The organism is Pseudomonas sp. RC3H12, assembly GCF_018596375.1.
Classification (GTDB): Bacteria; Pseudomonadota; Gammaproteobacteria; order Pseudomonadales; family Pseudomonadaceae; genus Aquipseudomonas.
In genome coordinates this window covers 5,648,622-5,675,060 of the sequence record NZ_CP075595.1, presented here as the reverse complement: position 1 = coordinate 5,675,060, position 26,439 = coordinate 5,648,622, and the positions used below count along the sequence as shown (strand labels likewise).

The 26,439-nt window shown below is 65.3% G+C and carries 20 protein-coding genes; 9 read left to right on the top strand and 11 right to left on the bottom strand.

The genetic code is table 11. The annotated features are described in order from the left end of the window. Window positions 1-137: 137 nt before the first annotated feature. The 5 genes from KHO27_RS25705 to radA form a co-directional block, all read right to left on the bottom strand. Window positions 138-755 (bottom strand): heme acquisition protein HasA, encoded by a 618-nt coding sequence (locus KHO27_RS25705; protein WP_102684544.1) that lies wholly within the window; start codon window positions 753-755, stop codon window positions 138-140. Between the two features lie 82 nt (window positions 756-837). Beyond that, window positions 838-3,507, bottom strand: a complete 2,670-nt coding sequence (locus KHO27_RS25700) for a TonB-dependent receptor (RefSeq protein ID WP_214502019.1) — start codon at window positions 3,505-3,507, stop codon at window positions 838-840. Window positions 3,508-3,703: 196 nt separating this feature from the next. Continuing rightward, the gene (locus KHO27_RS25695; protein WP_214500971.1) at window positions 3,704-4,696 is read right to left on the bottom strand and encodes a FecR family protein; all 993 of its coding nucleotides are present in this window, start codon (window positions 4,694-4,696) and stop codon (window positions 3,704-3,706) included. Between the two features lie 68 nt (window positions 4,697-4,764). Then, entirely contained in the window at window positions 4,765-5,268 is a 504-nt protein-coding gene (locus KHO27_RS25690) for an RNA polymerase sigma factor (RefSeq protein WP_110704091.1), read from the bottom strand. 72 nt (window positions 5,269-5,340) lie between these two features. After that, window positions 5,341-6,708 carry a DNA repair protein RadA gene (gene radA, locus KHO27_RS25685; protein WP_046857208.1) on the bottom strand — a complete coding sequence of 456 codons (1,368 nt, stop codon included), beginning with the start codon at window positions 6,706-6,708 and terminating at the stop codon, window positions 5,341-5,343. Between the two features lie 178 nt (window positions 6,709-6,886). Between radA and mscL the strand changes: the two genes are divergently transcribed. Beyond that, a complete protein-coding gene (gene mscL, locus KHO27_RS25680; protein ID WP_046857209.1) occupies window positions 6,887-7,300 on the top strand; it encodes a large-conductance mechanosensitive channel protein MscL in 414 nt (137 codons plus the stop codon). 68 nt (window positions 7,301-7,368) lie between these two features. Here the strand turns inward: mscL and KHO27_RS25675 are convergent, their stop codons facing one another. Next, complete coding sequence (locus KHO27_RS25675; RefSeq protein WP_110704089.1) at window positions 7,369-8,145, bottom strand: ferredoxin--NADP reductase; 777 nt, start codon at window positions 8,143-8,145, stop codon at window positions 7,369-7,371. 215 nt (window positions 8,146-8,360) lie between these two features. Here KHO27_RS25675 and KHO27_RS25670 point away from each other — a divergent pair, with 215 nt between their 5' ends. After that, window positions 8,361-9,065 carry an autoinducer binding domain-containing protein gene (locus KHO27_RS25670; RefSeq protein ID WP_214500970.1) on the top strand — a complete coding sequence of 235 codons (705 nt, stop codon included), beginning with the start codon at window positions 8,361-8,363 and terminating at the stop codon, window positions 9,063-9,065. A gap of 98 nt (window positions 9,066-9,163) precedes the next feature. Beyond that, complete coding sequence (locus tag KHO27_RS25665; RefSeq protein ID WP_214500969.1) at window positions 9,164-10,288, top strand: methyltransferase; 1,125 nt, start codon at window positions 9,164-9,166, stop codon at window positions 10,286-10,288. Window positions 10,289-10,351: 63 nt separating this feature from the next. On the opposite strand, the gene KHO27_RS25660 is transcribed toward KHO27_RS25665, so the two are convergent. From KHO27_RS25660 to KHO27_RS25650, 3 genes are read right to left on the bottom strand one after another with little or no spacing between them, the layout of a single operon-like run. After that, window positions 10,352-10,492 carry a DUF2474 domain-containing protein gene (locus KHO27_RS25660; RefSeq protein ID WP_102684551.1) on the bottom strand — a complete coding sequence of 47 codons (141 nt, stop codon included), beginning with the start codon at window positions 10,490-10,492 and terminating at the stop codon, window positions 10,352-10,354. A gap of 12 nt (window positions 10,493-10,504) precedes the next feature. Next, window positions 10,505-11,512: a cytochrome d ubiquinol oxidase subunit II gene (gene cydB / locus KHO27_RS25655; protein WP_102684552.1), complete on the bottom strand. Its 1,008-nt coding sequence runs from the start codon at window positions 11,510-11,512 to the stop codon at window positions 10,505-10,507. Between the two features lies 1 nt (window position 11,513). After that, window positions 11,514-12,950 (bottom strand): cytochrome ubiquinol oxidase subunit I, encoded by a 1,437-nt coding sequence (locus KHO27_RS25650; RefSeq protein WP_110704083.1) that lies wholly within the window; start codon window positions 12,948-12,950, stop codon window positions 11,514-11,516. 341 nt (window positions 12,951-13,291) lie between these two features. Here KHO27_RS25650 and KHO27_RS25645 point away from each other — a divergent pair, with 341 nt between their 5' ends. The 5 genes from KHO27_RS25645 to KHO27_RS25625 all read left to right on the top strand — a co-directional run bounded on the left by KHO27_RS25645 (window position 13,292) and on the right by KHO27_RS25625 (window position 18,599). Next, window positions 13,292-14,512, top strand: a complete 1,221-nt coding sequence (locus tag KHO27_RS25645) for an MFS transporter (RefSeq protein ID WP_110704081.1) — start codon at window positions 13,292-13,294, stop codon at window positions 14,510-14,512. A gap of 205 nt (window positions 14,513-14,717) precedes the next feature. After that, the gene (locus tag KHO27_RS25640) at window positions 14,718-16,013 is read left to right on the top strand and encodes an NCS2 family permease (protein WP_038707321.1); all 1,296 of its coding nucleotides are present in this window, start codon (window positions 14,718-14,720) and stop codon (window positions 16,011-16,013) included. Further along, a complete protein-coding gene (trmA, locus tag KHO27_RS25635) occupies window positions 16,010-17,095 on the top strand; it encodes a tRNA (uridine(54)-C5)-methyltransferase TrmA (protein WP_214500968.1) in 1,086 nt (361 codons plus the stop codon). The genes KHO27_RS25640 and trmA overlap by 4 nt, the downstream gene beginning before the upstream one ends. A gap of 58 nt (window positions 17,096-17,153) precedes the next feature. Beyond that, window positions 17,154-18,059: a LysR family transcriptional regulator gene (locus tag KHO27_RS25630; RefSeq protein WP_110704077.1), complete on the top strand. Its 906-nt coding sequence runs from the start codon at window positions 17,154-17,156 to the stop codon at window positions 18,057-18,059. A gap of 102 nt (window positions 18,060-18,161) precedes the next feature. Then, complete coding sequence (locus KHO27_RS25625) at window positions 18,162-18,599, top strand: cupin domain-containing protein (protein WP_214500967.1); 438 nt, start codon at window positions 18,162-18,164, stop codon at window positions 18,597-18,599. A 15-nt stretch (window positions 18,600-18,614) separates the two neighbouring features. On the opposite strand, the gene pbpC is transcribed toward KHO27_RS25625, so the two are convergent. Then, window positions 18,615-20,963, bottom strand: coding sequence for a peptidoglycan glycosyltransferase PbpC (pbpC, locus tag KHO27_RS25620; RefSeq protein ID WP_214500966.1), 2,349 nt, complete (start codon window positions 20,961-20,963; stop codon window positions 18,615-18,617). 68 nt (window positions 20,964-21,031) lie between these two features. Between pbpC and KHO27_RS25615 the strand changes: the two genes are divergently transcribed. Beyond that, complete coding sequence (locus KHO27_RS25615; protein WP_023631497.1) at window positions 21,032-21,325, top strand: hypothetical protein; 294 nt, start codon at window positions 21,032-21,034, stop codon at window positions 21,323-21,325. Between the two features lie 92 nt (window positions 21,326-21,417). On the opposite strand, the gene KHO27_RS25610 is transcribed toward KHO27_RS25615, so the two are convergent. Further along, window positions 21,418-26,322 carry an alpha-2-macroglobulin family protein gene (locus KHO27_RS25610; RefSeq protein WP_214500965.1) on the bottom strand — a complete coding sequence of 1,635 codons (4,905 nt, stop codon included), beginning with the start codon at window positions 26,320-26,322 and terminating at the stop codon, window positions 21,418-21,420. Window positions 26,323-26,439 lie beyond the last annotated feature (117 nt).

Here is a 26,439-nt window from a genome sequence, read left to right as displayed (position 1 = left end):
CGATTGCATTCGCGCCATCGTCGCCACAGAATTCGCACCGCCGCAGCCTGGGCCCGGCAAAGACACGGGCTGCGGGGTAAGTGCATCAGATCAGCGAATGGCAGGGTGACCTTCCATTCGCTTTTTCATGCCTGCGCTCAGGCCGCCAGGGCCAGGTCCTCAGGCAGCGCCTGCACGCCGACCGCTTCGGCGGAGGCCGCGTGAGCGGGGCCTGCGGCCAGGGCCGCGCCGATCTCGGCGAAGGTGCTGTTGGTGGACACGCCAAAACCGGCCAGCAGGTTGTCGAGCACGCCCTCCAGGGCCGAGGTGTTGCCCTGCATCAGGCCGTAGATCACGCTCTGCACTTCGTTGCCGGCACGACCTGCGCCCTGCGCGGCATCCAGGTCAAGGCCGTTGAAGCTAACCACGTAGTTGCCCAGGGTGAAGTCGCTGCCGCTGCCGCCGCCGAGCACTTCGCCCAGGGAAACGTTGTCCAGCGAACCCCACAGGTAGTGATTGAGGTTGTCGCCCGGTGCCTTCGATGGGTCGAACACGTAGTGCAGGCCGTTGGCGCTGTCGCTGTCGGCAATGAAGGCGTAATCCGAGCTGTTGCGACCGTGGGTGGCGTATTGGTCGCCGTCGAAGGTGCCGTTGCTGAAGCCGCCGGTGTTGCTGTAGCCGTGGCCGGCGGTGACGAAGCCGGCACTCCAGAAGGCCAGGTAATCGTCGACGGTGGAGCTGGCGAAAGCGGCGTCGTAGTTGACGGAAAGGGTCATGACGGTTCCTCGTTGTTGCACAGTGATGACGAAGGCGTGTTCCGTGCCTTCGCGTCGCCCGGAATGGGCAAACCCGGTTGGATCAGAAGCGATACTCAAGCATGCCGCTCAAGGTGCGGCCACGGGCCAGCGACAGGTTGTTGCCGTCGCCCATGGCCACGAAGTAGGCCTCATCGGTGGCGTTTTCCAGGGAAAGGGCCAGGTTCAGGCTGGAAGTCATCCAGTAGCTGGCGTACAGGTCATAGACGGTGTACTGGGGCCACTGAGCCTGATCGATCTGGTTGTAGGTATGGCTCTTGAGGTTTTCGCCATTGCCTTCGCTGTAGCGCACACGCATGCCTATATCCAGGGTGCGATCGAGCAGGCGCATGCCCAGGGTCAGCGCGCCGCGGTCTGCAGGCATATAGGAGGCGTTGCCCATGATGTCGCCGCAGCTGACGATGCTGTTGGTGTCTGCGGCGCCCTCGGCGCGTGATACCCGCACCGGCAGCATGATGATGCGGCTGCCCACACGGACCGGGCGCATGACAGTGCCGGCACTGACCAGCCGCTGTGCGCCGCCCATGTAGAACTGGTTGGAGCAGAACTCGTTGCTGCCGATCATGTGGGTGTAGCTGAGCTGCCCGTAGTAGGCGCCGGCGTCGTAATCCAGGCTGTATTCCACGCCGCGAAAGCGCGTGGTCTCCAGGTTGTTCTGGTAGGCCGAGCGACCCAGCGCGATACCCGCTACGCTGCTGCCGGGCAACGAGACATTGGTGTCGAGAAACGAGAAGTTGTCGATGCGGGTGTCGAAGTAGGCGACCTTGGCGCCAAACCGATCTCCGTCGCGCAGCAGCGACTCCTTGAAAATGTTCAGCCCCAACTCCCAGTTGTGCGACTCCTCGGCCTTGAGAAACGGATTGGGATAGACCATCTCGGCACTGCCGCCGGCATGTGGGCGTCCGCTCATGAACACCTCGGTCACCGCCGGCGGACGCCAGCCACGGCCCCAGCGGGTGTAGACCTGCAACCAGTCCGGCCCTGGCTTGAGCGCAATACCGAAGGTTGGCGAGAAACGGCCTTCCTCCGTCTGCTCGTCGAAGATCATGTGAGTCTGCTGGCGCGAAAGGCTGACCTCGGTGACCCCCTCGGGGTACATCCAGGTGGTGACGCCGGTCTTGCCGCTCAGCCGGTAGCGGTCATAACGCAAACCGGCATCCAGACTGAGCCAGTCGTCATGCTCGTAGGTGAGATTGCCGAACAGGCTGGCCATGATCCGCTTACCCTTGGGATTGGCACCTTGCACATAGGGCAGCGATTCCACTTCGTTCTGGGCGGCGACACGGTCCGTGCTGGGACGGAAACTGTCCTGGAACAGCTCGGTGCCGTAGTTGAAACTCAAGGTGTCGGCCTGCCCGACGTGCCAGCGCGAGGTGTTCTGCACCTGCAGCCCCCAGGTGTCGGTCTGGAAGCGGTCGGTATAGGCCTCGACACGGTTGCCAGTACCCGCGCTGGACATATTGTCGGCGTTCCAGCGGTCCTGGCGGGTGGTTACGTAATAAAGCTTGGCCTTGAAATCGATCAGGTCGTTGTCGGGCGAGAAGCTGTAGTCGACTGCAGCGTTCTTCGCATTGATGTCATTGGTCCCGGTGACCCGGTAGTAATAGCGGTTACTGTTGCTGTCGTTGTAGGTCCAGGCATCCTTGCTGTCGGCATCGGTCTCGAAGTAGCTGAACTGCAGGCGCTGATGCTCAGGCAGGTTGATGCCGAACTTGAACAGCTGGGAGCGGGTGATGCTGTCCATCGCCCCGACTTCACCGTGCAACCAGCTCTTCCAGGCCTCGCGATTCTCCAGCTTGCCGCGGATTTGCGTGCCCAGGTTGTCGGCATTCTGCGTGCCGCTGCGGTAGTCGCCGAAGTGCCGCTCGCTATAGCCGACGAGGATGTCACCTATCTCGTTGCCGGCAGCGAACAGCGCACTGCCGTTGAAGTACGTGCCATTGCCCAGCTCGCCGATGCCATGGCCAGCGCGCAGGCGACCGCCGACTTCCTTGCCGGCGCCAAGCAAGTCATAGGCCTCGACGGTATTGAAGCTGGCGATGCCACCGATCACCCCGGCGCCCCCCATGCCGGCCGAGGTGCCCTTGTCGATTTCCACGCCCTGGATGAACTCCGGGTCGATGAACATCGTGCCGTTGCGCTGCTGGTGGCCGTTGACGCTGAAGTTCTGGCGCATGCCATCGATGTTCATGTTGACCCGGCCATAGTCCTGCACGCCGCGGATGTTCACCGACAACCCAGGGTCGCGCTGGTTGACCGCCGTATACACCCCGGCAGTCTGCTCGAGCAGGTCGGCAGCGTGGCGCGGCGGGCGCTTGTCGATCTGCTCGCGGGTGATCACGCTGACCGAGCGAGGCGTCTGGTAGACCCAGTCGCCCTCACGCATCGAATCGATATGGGTGGCGCCCAGTTCCATGACCTGGCCACCCTCCGCCAGGCGCTCCAGGCCCACTTGGCCCGGAGCACTGAAGCGATAGCGTACGGGCATGCCGCGCAGCAACCGGTGCAACCCCTCTTCGACGCTGTAGCCGCCGTGCAGGCCTTCGCTCTGCAAGCCAGCCAGGGTTCGGCTGTCGAAGAACACCTGCACCCCGGACTGCTCGGCATAGGCCAGGACGGCGCTGTCCAGAGGCTGGGCGGGAATGTCGAACTGAATGACGTTGGACTTGGTGCTGCTGGTGGCGACAGCGGCCTGCGCCGTGCCGATCCCCATCGACAAGGTACAGGTACCCAAGGCCAGGCTGCCGGCAAGGGCGATGCGGCTCAGAGGTCGGAGGGGTCGAGTTGATTGCGTGCTCACTGCGCGTCTCGTCTGTTGGCGTTTTCTAGTAATGAAAATCAATCTCAACAGTCAGACGAGCAACGCGGGGAAACTCAGTAACGCCAGATGAAAGTTTTTTGCGAAAGACTCAGTAGATCACGGTCAAGCCCGGTAACTGCAGGCGCTTGGCCTTCAACTCGCGGGCAAGGGTATCGGCGGCGGCGGCCAGGTTGTCGAGGCGGAACACCCCGCTCACTTCCCGCTGCGCCAGCGTGCCATCGACCACCATCAGGCGGCCATCGCGATAACGGTTCAGGCGTTCGACCACTTCGGCCAGGGGCTGGCGCTCGAACACCAGCACACCCCGCTGCCAGTCGGTGGCCCGGTGCAGATCGCGGCCATTCCAGGGCCGGATACCCTGGGCCTGGTCGTAGCGCAGCGCCTGCCCCTCCTGCAGGAGCTGACGGGCGGCACCCTGCGCTGGCGCCGTTTGCAGCCGCACGTCGACACTGTGCTCGAGCATGCCCACCCAGCCGCCATCACCCGCCTTGCCCACCACGAATCGGGTGCCCAGTGCCTGGCTGGTGGCACCGGCATATTCGACCACGAAGGGCCGCGGCTCATCCGCGCTGACCGGCGCCGCACTGAACACCGCCTCCCCCGCCAACAGGCGCACCCGGCGCTGCCGACCATCGAAGTCGAGCTGCACGGCACTGCCGCTGTCGAGGTCGACCTGGCTGCCATCGGGCAGGCTTACGCGGCGCACTTCACCAGCGGCGGTGGCGTAGTCGGCACGCCAGTCGAGCAGTACCCGAGGGCCTTGTTCGACGCCCAGGATTGCCAGCAGCAGCAACGCACTGCTGGCCACCGCCCAGCGCAGCCGCGTCGGCCGACGCCAGCCACGCGGACGCTCGGCCCGGGCTACTGGCGCCCGGTGCGGAGTTGTCGGTGCCAGGCTCGTCACCTGCCCGAGATCGGCCCAGGTCGCCTGGGCGAAGGCATAGGCCCGCGCATGGCGCGGATCGCTGCCGCACCACTGCGCCAACGCCAGTTGCTGCGCCGGGCTCAGGGGGCCGTTCCCCTCCAGCACCACCCACTCGGCGGCCTGCTCGCGGATGGCTTGCTCGTTCTGGCTGCTCACACGGTTCTCTCGCGATCTGGTTATGTCTGGGCTGACGTCTGAAGCGGCATTTGTCAGTAAACCGTTGGTCATTCGGTTTCCTGCAGGCACAGCATCACATAGGCCAGGGCCTTGGCCAGATGCTTTTGCACCGAGCTGTCGGAGATCCCCAGTTGCCGGGCAACCTCGGCATGGGTCATGCCTTCCAGGCGGTTGAGGCGGAAGATCTCCCGGGTGCGCTCGGGCAACTCGCCGAGGATCGTCTGCAAGCGACGCAGGTGCTGCTCGCGCACGGCGTGCTCCTCGAGCCCGGGGCCATCCTCGACGAGCGCCTCGAAAGCCTCGTGGGGCACCGTGTCGGTCTTGCGCCTTTGCTGCTGGCGCACGTGATCGATCATCAGGTTGTGCGCGGTGCGATAAAGGTACGCCTGGGCGTTGTCGATGGTCTCGGTACGCTGCTGCTCAGCCAGGCGCAGGAAACTGTCCTGCACAAGGTCAGCGGCCAGCTGTGGGTCGCGCACCTTGCGCGAGAGCAGGCCTTGAAGGTTTTTCGCGTGCTTGAGAAACAGCCGCTTGAGGTCTAACTCCGCCACACGCGCTCCATGAGGTGGTCGCAAGGTGGCGGTATGCTACTCGCTATTGAGAATCACTTACAAGAAAATGACCTACTCGAACAGTGCATCCAGCGCTTGTTCCAGACGGGTCACGGCGATCACCTGCAACCCGGCGGGAGCCTCTTTTGGTGCGTTGCCCTTGGGCACGATGGCACGCTTGAAGCCATGTTTTGCCGCTTCCTTCAGACGCTCCTGGCCACTGGGCACCGGACGCACCTCGCCCGACAGGCCGATCTCGCCGAACACCAGCAGGCCATGGGCCAACGGCCGGTTGCGCAGGCTGGACATCACCGCCGCCAGCAACGCGAGGTCGGAGGCGGTCTCGAGCACCTTCACGCCACCGACGACGTTGAGGAACACGTCCTGGTCGTGGGTGGGGATGCCACCGTGCCGGTGCAGCACCGCCAGCAGCATGGCCAGGCGATTCTGGTCCAGGCCCAGGGTTACCCGCCGTGGGTTGGCCAGGTGGCTGTCGTCGACCAGCGCCTGGACTTCCACCAGCATCGGCCGGGTGCCCTCCCAGGTAGCCATGACCACGCTGCCGGGCACCTCTTCCTGGGTGCGGTTGAGGAAGATCGCCGACGGATTGGAAACTTCCTTGAGGCCGCGGTCGGTCATGCCGAACACGCCCAGTTCGTTGACCGCGCCAAAGCGGTTTTTCACTGCGCGCAGCAGGCGCAGGCGGCCATCGGACTCGCCCTCGAAATACAGTACGGTATCGACCATGTGCTCGAGCACCCGTGGACCGGCCAACGAGCCCTCCTTGGTGACGTGGCCGACCAGGAAGATCGCCGTGCCGCTCTGCTTGGCGTAGCGCACCAGCAATGCCGTACTCTCGCGCACCTGGGCCACGCCACCCGGTGCCGACTGCAGTTGTTCGGTGAAGATGGTCTGGATCGAGTCGATCACCATCACCCGCGGCTTTTCCTGGCGCGCGGTGGCGATGATGGTTTCGATGCAGGTTTCGGTCATGACCTTGAGCTGGTCCTGGGGCAGGCCCAGACGCCGGGAACGCATGGCCACCTGCTGCTGCGACTCCTCGCCGGTGACATACAGCGCTGGCATCTGCACGGCGATGTTGCACAGGGTCTGCAGGAGGATGGTCGATTTGCCGATACCCGGATCGCCCCCGATCAGCACCACCGACCCATCCACCAGGCCCCCGCCCAGGACGCGGTCGAGCTCGGTGCTGCTGGTGGTGAAGCGCGGGATCTCCTCGACGCTCACTTCGGCCAGGGTCTTGATCTGCGCCTGCTGCCCGGTCCAGCCGGTGCGCCCGCTCGGCGCCGCGGCGCCGCCGCTTTCGATCATGCTCTCGACCAGGGTGTTCCAGGCCCCGCATTCGCCACACTGCCCGGCCCACTTGGGGAAGGTCGCGCCGCACTCGGTGCAGCCATACAAACGCTTGGCCTTGGCCATGGGCTGGGTCTCCTGGAAAAAACCGCCATGATAGCCGAACACGGACGTGCCCCGGAGGCCTCGGCGGGCGACAAAACTATTCGCTCTATAAACAGTCTGTAGCTGCGAACGTCACGCATGAAGCGTTTTAGTGGCTTACACTGCGTTTACCTCTCCATTCGTAACAAAGGAATACAGCATGGGCATGCTCAGTGAATTCAAGGCCTTCGCGGTCAAGGGAAATGTTGTCGACATGGCGGTGGGTATCATCATCGGCGCGGCGTTCGGCAAGATCGTTTCGTCCTTCGTCGGTGACGTGATCATGCCCCCCATCGGCCTGCTGATCGGCGGTGTCGACTTCAGCGACCTGGCCATCACGCTCAAGGCTGCCGAAGGTGATGTGCCGGCCGTCATGCTGGCCTACGGCAAGTTCATCCAGACCGTGCTCGACTTCATCATCGTCGCCTTTGCCATCTTCATGGGCGTGAAGGTGATCAACCGCCTCAAGCGCGAAGAAGCCGTGGCGCCGACCGCCCCGCCGGTGCCGAGCGCCGAGGAAACCCTGCTGACCGAGATTCGCGACCTGCTCAAGGCGCAGAATCGCCAGCCCTGAAGCACAAAACGACTGGGGCCGCTTTGCAGCGGCCCCAGTGACGGCGATCCAAAAGGCGCCATTGTTCCTTACCAGTAGTTCTCCACCGCCACCTGCCCCGGCCGCTTGCTCAGGCTCAGTTGCAAGTCCCGCGCCTTGAGCACCTTGCGCGTCTCGTCGATCATCTCCGGGTTGCCGCACAGCATGATCCGTGAATGCTCCGGCGACAGCTCCAGACCCGCCGCTTTTTCCAGCTCGCCGTTTTCGATCAGCGTGGTGATCCGCGCATTCAATGCCCCCGGATGCTGCTCTCGGGTAACCACCGGAATGAACTGCAACTTGCCCGCGTACTCCGCCAGGTAGTCGCGCTGCTCCAGCGCGGCGATTTCATCGACATATGCCAGCTCCTTCGCCTCGCGCACCGAGTACACCAGCTTGATGTTGTCGAAGCGCTCCCAGGCCTCGAAGTCCTGCAGGATCGACATGAACGGTGCGATGCCGGTGCCGGTGGCCAGCAGCCACAAGTCACGGCCGCCAACGAAGCGGTCAAGGGTCAGGTAGCCGAAGGCCTGGCGGTCGATCAGCAGGGTGTCGCCTTTACCGAAGCGGCTCAGCTCACTGGTGAACTCCCCACCGGGCACCACGATGGAAAAGAAGTCGAGATGTTCGTCATGCGGCGCGCTCACCATGGAGTAGGCACGCCAGACAACGCTGCCATCTGCCTTGCTCACACCCAGCCGGGCGAACTGCCCGGCACGGAAGCGAAAGCCTGCGTCGCGGGTAACGCGCAGGGAAAACAGATTGGGGGTCAGGGGCTGGACGCCGAGCAGGGTCTGGCGGGTGAATTTGTCGGCGCTGGCGGTCATGACGGGCTCCACGAATCAAGAGCGCACAGTGTCGCGCAAAGCAGCGGAGATAAACACCGTCGATTTGTAGGGCATGGCATGGCCCGGAGCGTAAACAACTAAGAAAGCGCAACAGCTATAGCAAAAAAAACCAGCACATCTTTAGGAGGTTTCCTACACTACGGACCGTGTAATGCTGACTTTGGATCCACAAAGACGCAACGGGAGCTTCATCGATGCCACATTGGAAGAGTGAGCAACTCCAGCAACTGCTGGAGGAACAGGAGCCGCAACTGTTGTTCGGCCAGGCCGTGAAACTGGCCCAGGCACTGGACATGGAGTTCGTCGGCCTGACGCTGCACCTGCATGTCGCTGCCCGTGGCCCCCTAGTGATCCTCTACAACAATTACCCAAGCGCCTGGAATGCGCGCTACCAGGCTGAAGACTTCATCAAGATAGATCCGACAGTAGCAAAATGCCACAGCACGACGTTGCCGCTGGTCTGGAGCGACGAACTGTTCCACGAGGTGCCTCAGCTGCGTGAGGCTGCCACTGCCTACGGCATGACCCATGGCTGGAGCCAGTCTGTGCACGACCAGCAGCACAACGAAAGCCAGCTAAGTGTCACCAGGGCTCAGGGCGTGGTCTCCCGTGACGAACTGTTCGAGAAGAGCGCCCAGGTGATGTGGCTGTGCAACACCTTGCACGCCGCCCTCAGCACGCACCATCTGGCGAAGTACAGCCCACTGCCGCAACTGAGCGAGCGCGAGCTCGAAGTGCTCAAGTGGTCGGCCGCCGGCAAGACCGCAGCCGACGTGGCGATGATTCTTTCGCTGTCGACCAGCACCGTGAATTTTCATATTCGCAGTGTGATCAGCAAGACCAACGCCTCCAACAAAGCCGGCGCCATCGCCATTGCCGCCCTGCGTGGCCTGCTCTGACAGCTCGCCCCCCACCCAGACACAAAGCCCTGTAGAATCACCTGCCGCAAGCCCGCCGCACCCGCGCGCCGGGCAGATACGCAGCAGAGCCCCACGTCATGCCCCTGTTCAACAGCCCCTTCGCCGACCTCGACCTGATCCGCCAGCCGGAGCAAGCCAACGACCCGCTGCTGGCGTTCAATGCCGCCGACCAGTACCTGCTGGAACACATGGCCGCCCAGGCACCAGGCGCAGGCAGCAAGGTGCTGGTGCTCAACGACAGCTTCGGCGCCCTGGCCGCCAGCCTGGCCGGGCACCTGGACGTGACCAGCAGCGGTGACTCGCACCTGGCGCACCTGGCCCTGGAGAAAAACCTGGCGGGTAACGGCAAGCCGTTCGACAGCGTGCCCTTCATCCCGGCCAGCGAGCCCTTCCAGGGCCCGTTCGACCGCGTGCTGGTGCGCGTGCCCAAGACCCTGGCCCTGCTCGAGGAGCAACTGATCCGCCTGCAGGGCCAATTGGCGCCTGGCGCCCAGGTGATCGCCGGGGCGATGATCAAGCACCTGCCCCGAGCCGCCGGCGACCTTATGGAGAAGTACATCGGCCCGGTGCAGGCGTCGCTGGCGCAGAAGAAAGCGCGCCTGCTGACTGCCACCGTCGCCGAACGCCCGACTGCCCGCTCCCCCTACCCCAGCCGCTATCGTCTGGAGACGCCGGCCCTGGAGCTGGTCAACCACGCCAACGTGTTCTGCCGCGAAGGCCTGGACATCGGCACCCGTGCCTTCCTGCCGCATCTGCCGCGTGACCTGGGTCGCGCCCGCGTAGCCGATCTTGGCTGTGGCAATGGCGTGCTGGCGATTGCCTGTGCCCTGGCCAACCCGGATGCGCAGTTCACCCTGGTCGACGAGTCGTACATGGCGGTGCAGTCGGCGCGGGAGAACTGGCAGGCGGCGCTGGGCGAACGCGAGGTGACGATCAGGGCCGCGGATGGCCTGGCCGGCCAGGAGAAACAATCGCTGGACGTGGTGCTGTGCAACCCGCCGTTCCACCAGCAACAGGTGGTCGGCGACTTCCTCGCCTGGCGCATGTTCCAGCAGGCCCGCGAGGCACTGGAAGTCGGTGGCGCGCTGTACATCGTCGGCAATCGCCACCTGGGCTACCACAGCAAGCTGGCGCGCTTGTTCCGGGGTGTCGAGCAGGTCGCGGCGACGCCGAAGTTCGTGGTGCTCAAGGCCCGGAAATAAAAGCATCGCGGGGCAAGTCGCAGCGGTGCACCGATGCAACTTGCCCCGCGATCACTCAATGGCTCAGTGAGTACTCAGGCCTGCCGCGCTCATGAACATGCGCATGCCATAAGCCACCACCCCAAGCGCTGCCACGCTCACCCCCCAGATCAGCACCAGCCAACCCAGGCGTTGCCACAGCGGTTTCTTCTCTTCGACATTCATCACCCGACGCTCCTAGTGATAGCCGTCTTCATGGGTCACCTTGCCGCGGAACACGTAGTAGCTCCAATAGGTGTACCCGAGGATGAACGGCAGGATGAACAGCGTGCCCACCAGCATGAAGCCCTGGCTTTGTGGCGGCGCCGCGGCATCCCAGATGCTGATCGACGGCGGGATGATGTTCGGCCACAGGCTGATGCCCAACCCGCTGTAACCGAGGAAGATCAGCACCAGCGTCAGCAGGAACGGGGTGTAGTGGGCGTTACGCGCCACCGCCCGCAGCAACCCGTAGAAGGTCACCAGCACCAGGATCGGCACCGGCATGAACCAGATCAGGTTGGGCATGCTGAACCAGCGCTCGGCGATCTGCGGGTAGGCGATCGGCGTCCACAGGCTGACGATGCCGATGACCACCAGCAGCACCAGCGCCAGTGGTCGGGCCATGTCATGCATCTTCTGCTGCAAGGGCCCTTCGGTCTTCATGATCAACCAGGTGCAGCCCAGCAGCGTGTAGGCGACGATCAGGCCCAGGCCCGAGAACACGGTGAACGGGGTCAGCCAATCCAGGGTGCCGCCAGTGAACTTGCGGTCGACCACCTTGAAGCCTTCGATGAACGCTCCCAGCGCCACGCCCTGGAAGAAGGTCGCCACCAGCGAGCCCCAGATGAAGGCCTTGTCCCAGATATGGCGCCTGTGGGCCCGGGCCTTGAAGCGGAACTCGAAGGCCACGCCACGGAAGATCAGGCCCACCAGCATCAGGATCAATGGCAGGTACAGTGCCTCGAGCACCACCGAGTAGGCCAGCGGGAAAGCCCCGAACAGCGCCGCCCCGCCCAGCACCAGCCAGGTCTCGTTGCCGTCCCATACCGGGGCGACCGTGTTCATCATCACATCGCGGTCACGCTCGTCCTGGACGAAGGGGAAGAGCATGCCGATGCCCAGGTCGAAACCATCCATTACCACATACATCATGACGCCGAAGATGATGATCACGGCCCAGATCAGCGGAAGATCGATACCCATCTCAGTTCCCCTTGCTCAGGCTGCTGGAGTCGGCCTCATGGCCTTCATCGGCGGCGGACAGCGGCCGCGCCGGCGTACGTTTCTGGCCAGGGCCACCTGGGGTGTGCTCATCGCCTTCACCAGTCTTGGGCCCTTTGCGCACCAGGCGCATCATGTAGCCCAGACCGGTGCCGAACAGCGCGAAGTAGACCACCACGAACATCACCAGGGTAAAGCCGAGTTGGGCATAGCTATGGTTGGACACCCCGTCGGCGGTGCGCATCAATCCGTAGACCACCCACGGCTGGCGGCCGATCTCGGTGGTGAACCAGCCGGCGAGGATCGCGATCAACCCCGACGGGCCCATCCACAGGGTCAGGTAGAGGAACGGCCGCGAGCTATACAGGGTGCCGCGCTTGCGCAGCCACAGGCTCCACAGGCCGACAAAAATCATCAACATGCCCAAGCCGACCATGACTCGGAACGACCAGAATACGATGGTCGAGTTGGGTCGGTCCTCAGGTGGGAACTCCTTCATCGCCGGCACTTGCTTGTCCAGGCTGTGGGTCAGGATCAAGCTGCCCAAGGCCGGAATCTCGACTTTGAAACGCGTGGTTTCGGCCTGCATGTCGGGAATGCCGAACAGGATCAGCGGCGTCGGCTCACCGGGTTTGTTCTCCCAGTGGCCTTCGATGGCGGCGATCTTCACCGGCTGATGCTTGAGCGTGTTCAAGCCATGGAAGTCGCCGATCACGGCCTGGATCGGCGCCACCACCAGGGCCATCCACATGGCCATCGACAGCATCTTGCGCACCGCCGGGTTGTCCCGCCCGCGCAGCAGGTGCCAGGCCGCCGAGGCGCCGACGAAGAACGCGGTGGCGACGAACGCCGCGGTTGCCATGTGCATCAGGCGATAGGGGAAGGACGGGTTGAAGATCACCGCGAACCAGTCCACCGGAATCACCTGGCCATTGACGATCTCGTAGCCCTGGGGCGTCTGCATCCAGCTGTTGGAGGCGAGGATCCAGAAGGTCGACACCAGCGTGCCGAGCGCCACCATGCAGGTGGCGAAGAAGTGCAACCCCCGGCCGACACGGTGCCAGCCGAACAGCATGACGCCGAGGAAACCGGCCTCGAGGAAGAATGCCGTGAGCACCTCGTAGGTCAGCAGGGGGCCGGTGATGGAACCGGCAAAATCGGAGAACTGGCTCCAGTTGGTACCAAACTGGTAGGCCATGACCAGGCCCGAGACCACCCCCATGCCGAAGTTCACGGCGAAGATCTTCGACCAGAAGTGATAGAGGTCACGGTAGGTGTTGTCGCCGGTCTTCAGCCAAAGGCCTTCGAGGACCGCCAGGTAGCTCGCCAGGCCAATGGTGATGGCCGGGAACAGGATGTGAAAGGACACGGTAAAGGCAAACTGGATTCGGGCGAGCTCTAGGGCTTCCAATCCGAACATGGTGCTTCCTCTTCAGGTAATCCGGCGACCGGGCTCATGGCCTGTCGCCCACTGCCCCCACGGGTATCGAGTGCGGCGCGTTGGAATTGTTCTGTTCGATCGCGGGGATTCCGGCCCGAAGGCCAAGATCGTTGCATCTGGAACGATTGATCCAGATCAACGACTGAATGGAAGCATAGTCCTGAATGCCCCATCCGGATGTGTGGTTGATTGCCGCGTGACCCGTTGCCTCACCCTCTTTTGCGAAGTCGCGATGGTTGATCCACGCGACTTTCAGCAACTATTTGTTACAAACAGATGTTACCCTGCAGGCCCCTCTATCTCGAGGCTGCAGCCCCCCGATGTCCGATTCCGCCCCGCAATTGCTGCGTCATCACCGCCCGTTCCTGGCCTTCTGGCTGGCCCGCGTATTCACTGCCAGCGGCTTCCAAATGCTCACCGTGGCCATTGGCTGGCATCTCTACCAACTGACCGGAAATGTCCTCGACCTGGGCCTGGTCGGACTGGTCGAGTTCGCGCCCCGGGTGCTGTTCATGCTGCATACCGGCCATGTCGCCGACCGCTACGACCGACGCAAGGTGGCCGCCCTGTGCCAGACCCTGCAGGCGCTGATCGCCCTGGCGCTGGCCCTGGGCAGCGTCAGCGACAACGTCAGCCGCGAGCTGATCTTCATCCTCGCCTTCCTGCTCGGCGCCACCCGTTCGTTCGAGATGCCGGCGACCCAGGCGCTGCTGCCCAACGTGGTGCCGCCAGGGCTGTTCCCACGGGCCGTGGCGGCGTCGGCGTCGGCCACCCAGTCGGCGACCATCGTCGCCCCGGCCGTCGGCGGCTTTCTCTACGCCTTCGGCAGTACCTGGGTGTACGGCCCGACCGTGGCCCTCTACCTCATCGCCTGCCTGCTGACCCTGAGCCTCGACGCGCGCCAGCAACTGCCCCAGCGTGGTCGGGCCAACCTGGAATCGCTGCTGGCCGGGGTGCGCTTCATCCGCAGCCGCCCGGACATCTTCGGCGCCATCTCCCTGGACCTGTTCGCCGTGCTGCTGGGCGGCGCCACCGCGCTGCTGCCAGTGTTCGCCAAGGACATCCTGCTCACCGGCGCCTGGGGCCTGGGCCTGCTGCGCTCGGCGCCGGCAGTGGGCGCGCTGCTGATGTCGCTGTGGCTGGCGCGCTTCCCGGTGGAGCGCAAGGTAGGCCTGATCATGTTCGCCTCGGTCGGCGTGTTCGGCGTGGCGACCATCGCCTTCGGCCTCTCGACCTCGTTCTGGTTCTCCCTGGCGGTGCTGGTGGTGCTCGGCGCGGCGGACATGATCAGCATGGTCATCCGCGGCGCCTTCGTGCAGTTGGAGACGCCAGACGAGATGCGCGGCCGGGTAAGCGCGGTGAACGGGCTGTTCATCGGTGCCTCGAACCAGCTCGGCGAGTTCGAGTCGGGGCTGACCGCGCACTGGTTTGGCACAGTCCCGGCGGTGGTGCTCGGTGGCGTGGGCACGCTGCTGGTGACCGGGGTATGGATGAAGCTGTTCCCGACGTTGACCCATCGCGACCGTATGCATAGCGGCTGAAAACCGTGTTCGCCCCCTCGCGAGGCCAAAAACCCGCGAGAGGGCCCGGATGGCCTCTCTCCCAATGGCCATAGGCCCCCGCCATCCTTGCTGGTATGATGCGCGGCTTTTTTCCACCCCACACAAAACCACGGCACCCGGTACGGTCTGTGCTTTGCTGTTGGGGTCGATACATTCACGGCGCGAGGGCGCCCGGGGAGCAGGCATGCTGGAAAGGCTGTTTCAACTAAAAGCACACAACACCAACGTGCGCACCGAGATTCTCGCGGGCGTCACCACCTTCCTGGCCATGGCCTACATCCTGTTCGTCAACCCGAGCATCCTCGGCGAGACCGGCATGGACAAGGGCGCGCTCTTCGTCGCCACCTGCCTGGCCGCGGCCATCGGCTCGGTGACCATGGGCATCATCGCCAACTACCCGATCGCCCTGGCACCAGGCATGGGCCTGAACGCCTTCTTCACCTACACCGTGGTCCTGCACATGGGCCACACCTGGCAGGTGGCGCTGGGCGCGGTGTTCCTTTCCGCGGTGCTGTTCTTCCTGCTGTCGATCTTCCGCATCCGCGAATGGATCGTGAACAGCATCCCGCTGCCGCTACGCTCGGCCATTGCTGCCGGCATCGGCCTGTTCCTGGCGCTGATCGCCCTGCATAACGCCGGCATCGTCGTCGATAACCCGGCCACCCTGGTGGGCCTGGGCGACCTCAGCAAGCCCGCGCCGATCCTCGCCACCCTGGGCTTCTTCCTGATCGTCGCCCTCGAGTCGCTGAAGGTTCGCGGCGCCGTGCTGATCGGCATCCTGGCGGTGACCGTGGCCGCGATCGCGCTGGGCGTCACGCCGTTCGGCGGGGTGGTCTCGATGCCGCCGTCGCTGGCCCCGACCTTCCTGCAGCTGGACATCGCCGGCGCCCTGGACGTCGGCCTGATCAGCGTGATCTTCGCCTTCCTGTTCGTCGACCTGTTCGACAACTCCGGCACCCTGATCGGCGTGGCCAAGCGCGCCGGCCTGATGGGCAAGGACGGCCACATGCCGAAGATGGGCCGCGCCCTGATCGCCGACAGCACCGCCGCCATGGCCGGTTCGCTGCTGGGCACCTCCACCACCACCAGCTACATCGAATCGGCGGCGGGCGTGAGCGCCGGCGGGCGCACCGGCCTGACCGCGATCGTGGTCGCCATCCTGTTCCTGCTGGCGCTGTTCTTCGCCCCGCTGGCCGGCAGCGTGCCGGCCTTCGCCACCGCCCCGGCGCTGCTGTTCGTCGCCGTACTGATGGCTTCGGGCCTGGCCGAGATCAACTGGGACGACGTCACCGAAGCCGCGCCGGTGGTGGTGACCGCCCTGGCCATGCCGCTGACCTACTCGATCGCCAACGGCATCGCCTTCGGCTTCATCGCCTGGACCGCCATCAAGCTGATCTCCGGCCGTCGCCATGACCTGAACCCGGCGCTGGTGATCCTGTCCATCCTGTTCGTCATCAAGCTGGGTTGGTTCCCCGCATGAGTGCTGCCTACGATCCCACGCAATACGACGCGCAACTGGCGGCCAAGGCCGCCCGCCTGCGCGACCTGCTGGCCCCGTTCGACGCGCCGGAGCCGGTCGTGTTCGACTCGCCGCGCGGGCACTACCGCCTGCGCGCCGAGTTCCGCCTGTGGCGCGAAGGCGGCCAGCGCCACTATGCGATGTTCGCCCCGGGCGAGAAGCACAAGGCCATCCTGATCGACGACTTCCCGATCGCCAGCGAGCGCATCAATGCGCTGATGCCACGCCTGAAAGCCGCCTGGCAGGCCAATGAAGACCTCGACAACCGGCTGTTCCAGGTGGAGTTCCTCACCACCCTGGCCGGTGATGCGATGATCACCCTGTGCTACCACCGCCCGCTGGACGAGGCCTGGGAGACCGCCGCGCAGCAGTTGGCCGCCGACCTCGGTGTCAGCGTGGTCGGCCGCTCGAAAGGCAAGCGCGTGGTGTTCGGCCGCGACTACGCGGTGGAGAAGCTCGACATCGCCGGGCGCACCTTCAGCTATCGCCAGCCCGAAGGCGCCTTCACCCAGCCCAACGGCGCGGTGAACCAGAAGATGCTCGGCTGGGCCTTCGAGGCCATGGGCGAACGCCAGGACGACCTGCTCGAGCTGTATTGCGGCAACGGCAACTTCACCTTGCCGCTGGCCACCCGCGCCCGCCAGGTGCTGGCCACCGAGATCAGCAAGACCTCGGTCAACGCCGCCCTGCACAACCTCGACGAGAACGGCGTGAACAACGTGCGCCTGGTGCGTCTGTCGGCCGAAGAGCTGACCCAGGCCCTGAACGAGGTCCGCCCGTTCCGCCGCCTGGAAGGCATCGACCTGAAGAGCTACGAGTTCGGCACGGTGTTCGTCGACCCGCCGCGTGCCGGCATGGACCCGGACACCTGTGAGCTGACCCGTCGCTTCGAGCGCATCCTGTACATCTCCTGCAACCCGGAAACCCTGGCGCAGAACATCGCCCAACTGCACGATACCCACCGTATCGAACGCTGCGCGCTGTTCGACCAGTTCCCCTACACCCACCATATGGAAAGCGGGGTGCTGCTGGTTCGGCGCTGACCCGCGACGACGCGGGGCCGCCAGGGCCCCGCCGTTCGCTGCAAGGAGTGATGTGCCATTGGACCAGTTGAGCGCCATGCAGACCTTCCGCCGGGTCGTCGACCTCGGCAGCTTCAGCGCCGCCGCCCACCAGGCGGGCGTTTCCCACACCGTGCTGTCGCGCCAGGTGAAGCACCTCGAACGCCATCTCGGCACGCAACTGCTCAACCGCACCACCCGGCGCCTGCAAGTGACCGAGGCCGGGGCGCTGTTCTATCGCCACTGCACACGGATTCTCGAGCAGATGCAGGCCATGAACCTTGAACTGTCCGAGCATCAACAACAGCCTAGCGGCACGCTGCGCCTGGGTGTGGCCACTGCCTTTGGGGAGCTGGAGCTGGGACACTGGCTGCCGGACTTCGTCGGACGTCACGAGCGATTGCAGGTGGAACTGCATTGCAGCGACCGCTTCATCGACCTGCTGGAAGAAGACATCGATGTCTGCCTGAGGGTCACCGACCACCTGCCCGACTCCAGCCTGGTGGCCCGCAGGCTGGCGGACAGCGAGGTGGTGCTGGTGGCCGCCCCTTGCTACCTGGAGCGCCACGGTACGCCGACCACACCCGAAGCCCTGGCTGCCCACCCGCTGCTCGGCTACAGCCGCTTGCCGCACCCACAACGCCTGCAACTGACCGGCCCCGCCGGCGAGCGCCGTGAGTTGCTGATGCCCCAGCGGCTGAGCGCCAATTCGCCAATGGCCCTGCGCGCGGCAGCGATCGGCGGGTTGGGGATCGCCAGCTTCGACCGCTTCATCGCCCACGATGCCTTGCGCGACGGGCGCCTGGTGCCGGTGCTGGCGGACTGGTCGCTGCCCTCGCGAACCTTGTACGCGGTCTACCCGCAGAGCCGCTATGTGGCCCCCAAGGTACGGGCACTGCTCGACTACGTGCAGGGGTACTACGCAGAGCCGCGATGGCGGCATTGATTTGTGCTTAGAACGCACAAGACATGGCAAATTTAAGATGTATTTGTGCGCATATTGATTATTTAACCTTCGTCCATTGTCACTTGGCGAAGGAGCCTCCCCATGAAAGCACTGCACACCCTGTTCGCCGGCCTCTCCCTGGCCGCGATTGCCATCACCGCCAGCGCCGCTGGCGACACCCTGAGCTCGGTCCCTGACAGCACCTCGCTGAAATGGCAGCAGGTGCCCGGCACCCAAGGCGCTGTCAGCTACGCCAATGTCGAAGGCGACCTCTTCGGCAAGGGGCCGTATTCGGCCTACGTGAAGTTCCGCAAAGGCACCGACAATGGCCTGCATACCCACAGCCAGACCCTGCCGACCGTGGTGTTGAGCGGAACCTTCTACGCGGTGATCGATGGCAAGCGGGTGGAGTACTCGGCAGGCGCCTACTACAAACTGCCCGCCAACCTCGTGCATGAAAGTGGCTGCACCGCGGCTGCGGATTGCCTGCTGTTCCAGTACCAGGCCAATGCCTTCGACCTGAACCCGGTCAAAGGCTGAGCCTGGGCAACGGGCTCACTCGCTGACCTGGAACTGCACCCGCGCCGTTTCACCGCTTTCATCCAAAGCACTCAACTCGATGCGCCCGGCCTGCTCGAACCTTACCGGCAAGCTGTCCTGCCCTTGGGTCTCGCCCAAGGGCTGGCCATTGAGGAACCACCAGCGCCGCCCTGCCCCGCCCAATGCCGACACACGCAACTGCAACGGCTCGTGGCTGGTGGCCGGGCGGCGCAGGTTGTCGCCACTGCGCACACCGACGATCGACAGCGGTGGCGCGCTGCTCACCACCTGCGGTGGACAGGCGGGATCAACGGCCGGCAGCCGCGCCGCTCGACGTTCGACCCGGGGCAACCACGGCTCGAGCGGGGCCGGCCACAAGGCAATGTCTTGGGCCTTGGCTCCAGGACACGATGCATCGACACGCAGTCCTTGCTCGTTGAGCCACACCGTCTCGCGCAAGCCCAGGCCCAAAGGCTGGTCGGCGGCCTGCAAGGTCGGTGGCGTGGTGGCGTCGAGGGTCCAGGCGAAGCGCTGGCGACGGCAGTTGGGGTCCTGGCGGTTCATCGGCTGGCCCAACGGCCAGCAGATCGCCGCCACACCGACCGACGCCGGCACCGGCTCGACCGGCACTTCGATACCGCGTTGGCTGTCGCGGTTGCTCAGCAGGTCATGCACCTGCAGCATCAAAGGGGCCGCCGAGGCCTGGCCGAACTGGCCCGGCACCGGGGTGCCGTCGGGGCGGCCGATCCACACGCCGATCAGGTAGCGCGGGCCGACGCCCACCGACCAGGCATCGCGAAAGCCATAGCTGGTGCCGGTCTTCCAGGCCAATTGCGGACGCTGCACCAGCTCGGCGTGGGGGTCACGGTCCGGCCGCGCCAAGCCGCTGAGAATGCGCCGGGTGATCCAGGCCGAACCCGGCGACAGCAAGCGGCGCTCCACCAGCGGGTCCTGAGGTTGCAGGCGTACCTGCGCGCTCAGCCCTCCGCGGGCCAGCGCGGCATAGCCTCCGACAAGATCCTCCAGGCGACTGCCTGCGCCACCGAGGATCAGCGACAGATTCGGCTCGGCCAGCGGCGGCAGCACCAGCGGCATCCCGCCCATGCGCATCTGCGCGGCGAAGCGTTTCGGGCCGTAGGCCTCGAGCAGTTGCACCGCCGGCAGGTTCAGCGACAGTGCCAGCGCCGAGCTGGCCGACACCGGGCCGCTGAAGCCCATGGAGAAGTTGCCGGGGCGGTAGTCGCCGTAGCGCCGCGGCACATCCTGCAACAGCGATTCGGAGTGGATCAGGCCATCATCCATGGCCATGGCGTAGAGGAACGGCTTGAGGGTCGAACCGGGCGAACGCAGGGCGTGGACCATATCCACGTGACCGAAGCGGCGCTCATCGTTCAAGTCGATGGAGCCGAGATACGCGCGCACGGCCATGCTCTGTGTCTCGACCACCAGCAACGCCGCCGAGGTGCGCTCGGGCAGGCGGGCACGCCAGCCCATCAGCAAGTCCTCGAGGCGGCGCTGCAAGGCGGCATCCAGGGTGGTACGGATCAGTGGCGGGCTGTTCGGCGTATTCAGGCGCCGGGCCAGCAGCGGCGCCAGCGCCGGCTCCTGGCGTGGCGCCAGCAACAGCGGCTCTTCACGCGCCTCATCGATGCGCTGGGCTGGCCATACCTGGTACTCGGCCAGGCGCTGCAGCACCTTGTCCCGGGCCCGTTGGGCGCGTTCAGGGTGGCGGTCCGGGCGCAGCCGGCTCGGCGCCTGGGGCAGCACGGCGAGCAACGCGGCTTCGGCCGGAGTCAGGTGTTTCGGCGACTTGCCCAGGTACGCCCAACTGGCCGCTGCCACGCCCTGCAAGGTGCCGCCGAACGGTGCCCGGTTGAGGTACAGCTGCAAGATCTCGTCCTTGGACAGGTGCCACTCCAGCTGCGCCGTGCGCCACAGCTGGCGCAGCTTGCCGGGCAAGGTGCGGTCGTGCGGGTCGAGCAGGCGCGCCACCTGCATCGACAAGGTGCTGCCGCCGGACACCACCCGCCCGCCACGCAGGTTGAGCCAGGCAGCCCGGGCCAGGGCCATGGGGTTGACGCCGGGGTGATGATAGAACCAGCGGTCCTCGTAGGCGAGCAGGGCTTCAAGGTACAGCGGCGAGACTTCCTGCGGGCTGACCGGATAGCGCCACACGCCGTCGGCGTCGGCGAAGCGCCACAGCGGTGTGCCGTCCTCGGCCAACACCACCCGCGCCAGGTCGTCGCCTGGCATGGGCAATGGCCAGATACGGTCGGCCAACCACAGCAGGGCCATGCCCAGCAGCACGCTGACGGCGAAACGCCGCAGCAGCCTGGTCAGGCGCGGGCGCGCTAAGCTTGGCATCGGGAACCGACCGGGCCAGGTGATGGCCAAAGGCTGGGAATCGCCGATTCGTTGATCAGGAAGCGACTATGCATGTAGAAGGTTTTTTCGAATGGCTGGGCCAGGCACTGGGTTCGGTGATCCGGTTCATCGTCGATGGCTTGAGCGGGTTGTTCAACCTGCTGGCCAACGCCGGTGGCAATTTCATCGATGGCCTGGCGCGCACGCTTGGAATGGACACCTCGCTGGTGAGCATCCTGGCGCTTATCGTCGGCCTGATGTTGCTGTACTCGGCGGTCCGCGCATTCATGCGCGCATCGATCATCCTCGGGATCATCTGGGCGTTGCTGGGGCTGTGGGTGTTGAGCTGGGTGGTGCATTGAAAGCAGCTGCAAGCTTGGAGCTACAAGCGACAAGTTGAAAGCAGCCTGCGTCGACTGCTTTCTCTTGTAGCTTGCAGCTCACAGCTTGAGGGTCAGCGAGCTCTTACAATCATCTCGCCCTGGCTATCACCTACCGCCTGCAAGTTGGGCCGGTACATCGACTCCACCTGCGGTGGCGGAATGCGGTAGCTGCCCGGCGTCACCGCACGGGCCAGGTACAGCAGGTGGGTGGTGCCGTAGCTGTCGAGCTTGAGCGCGGCCACATAGCGGTCGTCGCGGTACTCCTGGTGCACCACGCTGGCGTTCTGCATCGACTCGCGCCATTGCTTCACCGCGCTGCTGGCGTTGTCCAGGCTGGCGGCGCTCTGCGCCAGGTTCTGGTTCTCCAGCTCCAGGCCTGCCGGCAACAAATCGACCACCAGGGCGTCGGGCACCTGGTCCTGCGCCTTGAGCGCCAGGTGCACCAGCACCAGGTCACCGCTGCGCAGGTTGCGCACATCCAGCGTCTGGCCATTCATGCCCAGGTATTCGCGACGGATTTCCAGGCCATTGCCGCTGGCGGCCGGCGCCTGGCGCGGGTAGCCGGACAGGGTCAGCTGCTGGTACAGGGTCTCGCCACCCTGGTTCTGCACGGTCAATGGCGAGGCCAGCAGCGGGCCCTCGAGCTTCATCCCCGAGTCATTGTTGTCGAACTCGCGGACCTCACCGGCGCTGTCCAGGCGGGCCTTCCAGTTGCCTTCCGGCTTGCCCAGCAGGCCACGCCCGGCGAGGAACAGCGCGTTGCGCTCCTGGGTGGAGAGCCAACGGTTGGCGGCCAGCTCGTCGGACAGGCCGAACAGGCGCTGATCGACCTGATTGGCGGCCAGGTTGTTCTCCTGCAGCAGGGCCAGGATCAACGCCTGGTCACGCAGGGCGCTGCCGTAGTCGGCCAGCCAGCCTTTGCCGCGGGTGACCGCCAGGCCCGCCTGCAGCGCCTGCTGCGAACGCTGCTTGTCGCCCATCTTGTCCAGCGCCACCGCCAGTTGCACCAATGGCAAACCGGAGCGGGCGTCAGCGCGGCGCTCGAACAGGCTGCGCAAGGCGCCCAGCGGCGCTTGCTGGCTGCGCGCCAGCACCAGGCCAGCGTAGGTCTGCACGGCGAAGCGGGTGTGGTCGGCGTTCTGGCTGTAGTCGACTTCGATCAGGTTGCGCTCCTGCACATAGCGCAGCAGGCGCTCGCTGGCTTTCTTCAGCGCCTCGGCCGGTACGCCGTAGCCTTGCTCGCGGGCGCGCAGCAGGAAGTCGGTGACGTAGGCGGTCAGCCAGTATTCCTCCTCGCTGTCCGAACTCCACAGGCCGAAGCTGCCGTTGTAGCGCTGCATGCCCAGCAAGTGCTCGATGCCCATCTCGATCTTGCGCTTGCGCACATCGGCCGGCTCACCCTTGATGCCCAGGCGCTTGAGGCTGTCGGCATCGGCATACAGCGACGGGTACAGGCCACTGGTGGTCTGCTCCAGGCAGCCGTAGGGGTAAGCCTCCAGGGCACGGATCTGCTCGGCAAGGTTCAGTGGTGGGCGGCTCGACAACGCCAGGCTGGCCTCCAGGCCCGCAGGCTCGAACTCGGCCAGGTCGCTGTCGGGCAGGCTCCAGGGCTGGTCCTTGAGGGCCACGCGGTAGTGCTTGAGCATCGCCGGGTAGGCCGGGCGAATACCCAGGGTCCATTCACGCTCGAAGGTACTGGCCGGCTCACCCGGCAGCTGCAGGCCGTTGACCTGCACGCGGACCTTGCCCTGGCCCAGGCCACCCTGGGCCTGCACCGGGATCATCAGGGTGGTGCGCTGACCTTCGGCGAGGCTGAAGTTCTGCTGCGCGCCACCAACCAAGCTCAGCTGGCCTTCGCTGGACACCTGCACGCTCAGTTGCTGGGCGCGGCCGGACAGGTTGGCCAGGTCCAGCGCCAGGCGGGTCTGGTCGCCACCGGCGAGGAAGCGCGGCGCGGACAGCTCGGCGATCAGCGGCGCGGCGACCACGGTCTTGCCTTCAGCCATGCCGAAGTGTTCCTCGGTCCAGGCCTGGGCCATCAGCCGCAGCTCACCGTTGAAATCGGGAATATCGACGCTGGCCTGGCCCTCGCCTTTTTCATCGAGGGTGACCGGCAGGCTCTGCTGGGCGACGATGGTCACCGTGGTGTTCGGGCGCTTGCCGCCCTTGGCCATGGCGGCGTCACCGCCGAAGGCCAGGCTGGCCAGGCGGCCCTGGCCGGCTTCGATCAACTGGCCATAGATGTCCAGCTGGTCGGCGCCGTAGGCCTTGCGGCCGAACAGGCTGGCGAACGGATCGGGGGTCTTGAAGTCGGTGATGTTGAGGATGCCCACGTCCACCGCCGACAACAACACATGCACCTGCTTGGGCACGCTGCCATCGGCGTTGACCGCCTTGACCTTGACGGTCAGCGGTTGCTTGGGCCGCATTTTCTCCGGTGCCTGCAGCGATACGGCCAGCTTACGCTCGGCGCGGTCCAGCGGCAGGTGCAGCACGCCCACGGCACGTTTCGGCGTGGCGTTGGCCTTGCGCTCACCCGGGCGGATCACCAGGGCGCTGATGTACAGGTCGTGGCGCGCCCACTTCTTGTCCAGTTCGACATCGAAGGTCTTGCCCTCGGCCGGCACCTCGATTTCCTGCCACCACAGCGGGCCGTCGGCGGACTCGATCATCAGGTAGCCGCTGCCGGCGGCCGGCGGGGTGACGGTGACCTTGGCGGTGCCGCCTTCCTGGTAAGCTGGCTTGTCCAGGGCGATCTTCACTTGGTCAGGGCGCACGGCGCCGCCCTCGGCGTTGTCCTGGGCGCGGTAGCCGGCCCAGAAGCGGGCGCTGGAGACCAGGCCGGTCTGCGGGTCTTCCACCTCGACGCGGTACGGGCCCCACTCCACCTGGAAGTTCAGCTTGGCGGTGGAACCTGCCTTCACGCTGACGGTTTCTTCAGCCTGGGTAAGGAATTTCTCGTTGTAGTTGTAGCTCCAGCCATCGCTCTGCGAGTAGTTCCAGTAGTAGTCGCGGCGCTCGCGGATCAGCCGCACTTTCAGGTTGTCGGCGGCCAGCTTCTTGCCGTTGCGGTCAGCCACCAGGAACTCGAATTCTACCGGGCCATCGCCGTCGGTTTCTTCGCCGTCGAACAGGCCGCGCAGGCCCGGCAGGCGCTCGGCAGGCCAGATCGGCTGCTCCAGGCGCCGGGTGATCGGCCGACCACCGGACTCCTGCAGGCTGGCCTGCACGGTCAGTTGCAGCGGCGAGCGGGCTTCAGCCCAGCGGCTTTCGATGTCGATGCGGGCCTTGCCGTTCTGGTCGAGGGTGACTTCGTCCAGTTCCAGGTCCTGGTTCAGGTCGGTCTCGGTGACCGCGCCGAACTGGTAGCCCGGCAGCGCCTTCACCGCTTCACGCAGCGGGCGCACGTACGCCTGGCCACTGAGGCGGTTGCCGGTGGCAGGCGCACCATAAAGGTAACGGCCATTGACCTGGATCGTGGCGGTTTGGTCCGGCGCCAGCGGCGCGGCACTGCCTTTGAGCTCCAGCGCCAGGCGCTCGGGGAGGAAGTCCTCGACAAGGAATTCGTAGACCTGCTTGCGTCCACCGCCCATGTCGAGCAGCAACTGCCAGCGGCCGGTCGGCGCTTCGCTGGCCAGTTGCAGCTGGTACTGGAACAGACCGTTCTGGTCGGCCTCCCAGACGAACTTGCGGCTGATCTGCTCATCGGGGCGGCGTACTTCCACGTTCACCGGCTGGGCCTTGACCGGCTTGCCGTCCTGGTCGCGCAGCAGGCCGTTGAGCAGCACGGTCTCGCCTGGTCGGTACAGGTCGCGCGGGCCGAAGATGAAGAACTGCAGCGGGTTGGCCTGGGGGCCGGCGATGTCGAACTCGGCCAGGTCCAGCGCCGCGGTGTTCAGGCGCAGCAGGGTGGTGTGCACGCCCTGGGTGGCGATCAGCGTATCGGCCTTGGCGGTGATCGGCAGCTGCGCATGGCCGTCGCCGTCGGTCTTGGCCTGGGCCAGCAGCTTGCCCTTGTCGTCGTGCAGCTCGAGGGTGACGTCCTTGAGCGCCTTGCCGCCCTCCAGGGCCTGGGTGAACACGTCCAGGCGGTCGCGATAGCGGTGCGCCGAGACACCGATGTCACTCAGGGTGAACAGGGTCGCCGGTTGCGAGTAGTCATAGGTGCCCGAGGCACGCATGACTGCCAGGTACACGCCAGGCTCCTGCAGCGGCTTGATCCCAGCGATCGGCAACAGCACGGTTTCGCGGGTATTGCGCGCCGGGTTGAGGTCGAAACGGCCGCTGTAGACCAGCTCGGCCATCTCCAGGGTTTCCTTGGACTGGTAGTAGTAAAGGCTGCTGTTGCGCCCCCAGTTGACCAGGAAGCTCGAGAGCATGTCCGGCTTGATGCGGAAGAACTCGACATCGACCTTGTCGACGTTCAGGGCAATCACCGGCAGGCCTTCGGCCAGGCGCGTGGGCAGCAGCGAACCGCGGCTGGCGAAGCCCACCGTGGCCTGCATGTCGCGGGTCTCGAAGCGGCTGACCGATTCGGCCTGCAGCTGGTTGCCGTTGACCGAGAGCAGGCCCTTGTCGATGGTCAGGACCATCTTGCGCTGCGGCTCCAGGTGGCGCAGGCGCAGTTCCATCTGGTTGTCCGAGAGCTCCCAGGCGCCGTCGACCTTGCCCTTGACGGTATCGACCAGGTGCAGCTTGCCGGCAAAGTCCTGGTTGGCGTCCAGTGGCGCGGAGACGCTGACCGACAGGGTACTGGCGCCGTCGAGCTGCACTTCCGAGACGTCCAGCACGGTCAGCTCGCGGCCGGCGTAGCGCTTGGCGAGCACCGCCGGATCTTCGCGCTTGGCCGTCCTGGTTTCGACGGGCGCGACGGCAGTGGCGGCATCGGCAGGCACCGAAGGCTTGTCCGGGGTGGAGGAATCACAGGCACTGAGCAGGGCCAGCGCGCAGGCCAGCAACAATCCTTTGTTGAGCATTTGAGAGAGAACTCTTCGGCAGCGTGTACATGAGGGAGGCAACTATAGCGCAACGGCTCGAAGCTTACCTGGCGATGCGCGGCAAGTGAGACTGTGTTCGCGCCAATAGGTTGCCGG

Excerpts from the sequence above, each read along its gene's own strand:
- KHO27_RS25705 (WP_102684544.1), bottom strand. The coding sequence starts at position 755 with ATGACCCTTTCCGTCAACTACGACGCCGCTTTCGCCAGCTCCACCGTC.
- KHO27_RS25700 (WP_214502019.1), bottom strand. The coding sequence starts at position 3,507 with ATGGGGATCGGCACGGCGCAGGCCGCTGTCGCCACCAGCAGCACCAAG.
- radA (WP_046857208.1), bottom strand. The coding sequence starts at position 6,708 with ATGGCCAAGGCCAAGCGTTTGTATGGCTGCACCGAGTGCGGCGCGACC.
- mscL (WP_046857209.1), top strand. The coding sequence starts at position 6,887 with ATGGGCATGCTCAGTGAATTCAAGGCCTTCGCGGTCAAGGGAAATGTT.
- KHO27_RS25675 (WP_110704089.1), bottom strand. The coding sequence starts at position 8,145 with ATGACCGCCAGCGCCGACAAATTCACCCGCCAGACCCTGCTCGGCGTC.
- KHO27_RS25670 (WP_214500970.1), top strand. The coding sequence starts at position 8,361 with ATGCCACATTGGAAGAGTGAGCAACTCCAGCAACTGCTGGAGGAACAG.
- KHO27_RS25665 (WP_214500969.1), top strand. The coding sequence starts at position 9,164 with ATGCCCCTGTTCAACAGCCCCTTCGCCGACCTCGACCTGATCCGCCAG.
- KHO27_RS25660 (WP_102684551.1), bottom strand. The coding sequence starts at position 10,492 with ATGAATGTCGAAGAGAAGAAACCGCTGTGGCAACGCCTGGGTTGGCTG.
- cydB (WP_102684552.1), bottom strand. The coding sequence starts at position 11,512 with ATGGGTATCGATCTTCCGCTGATCTGGGCCGTGATCATCATCTTCGGC.
- KHO27_RS25650 (WP_110704083.1), bottom strand. The coding sequence starts at position 12,950 with ATGTTCGGATTGGAAGCCCTAGAGCTCGCCCGAATCCAGTTTGCCTTT.
- KHO27_RS25645 (WP_110704081.1), top strand. The coding sequence starts at position 13,292 with ATGTCCGATTCCGCCCCGCAATTGCTGCGTCATCACCGCCCGTTCCTG.
- KHO27_RS25640 (WP_038707321.1), top strand. The coding sequence starts at position 14,718 with ATGCTGGAAAGGCTGTTTCAACTAAAAGCACACAACACCAACGTGCGC.
- trmA (WP_214500968.1), top strand. The coding sequence starts at position 16,010 with ATGAGTGCTGCCTACGATCCCACGCAATACGACGCGCAACTGGCGGCC.
- KHO27_RS25625 (WP_214500967.1), top strand. The coding sequence starts at position 18,162 with ATGAAAGCACTGCACACCCTGTTCGCCGGCCTCTCCCTGGCCGCGATT.
- pbpC (WP_214500966.1), bottom strand. The coding sequence starts at position 20,963 with ATGCCAAGCTTAGCGCGCCCGCGCCTGACCAGGCTGCTGCGGCGTTTC.
- KHO27_RS25615 (WP_023631497.1), top strand. The coding sequence starts at position 21,032 with ATGCATGTAGAAGGTTTTTTCGAATGGCTGGGCCAGGCACTGGGTTCG.
- KHO27_RS25610 (WP_214500965.1), bottom strand. The coding sequence starts at position 26,322 with ATGCTCAACAAAGGATTGTTGCTGGCCTGCGCGCTGGCCCTGCTCAGT.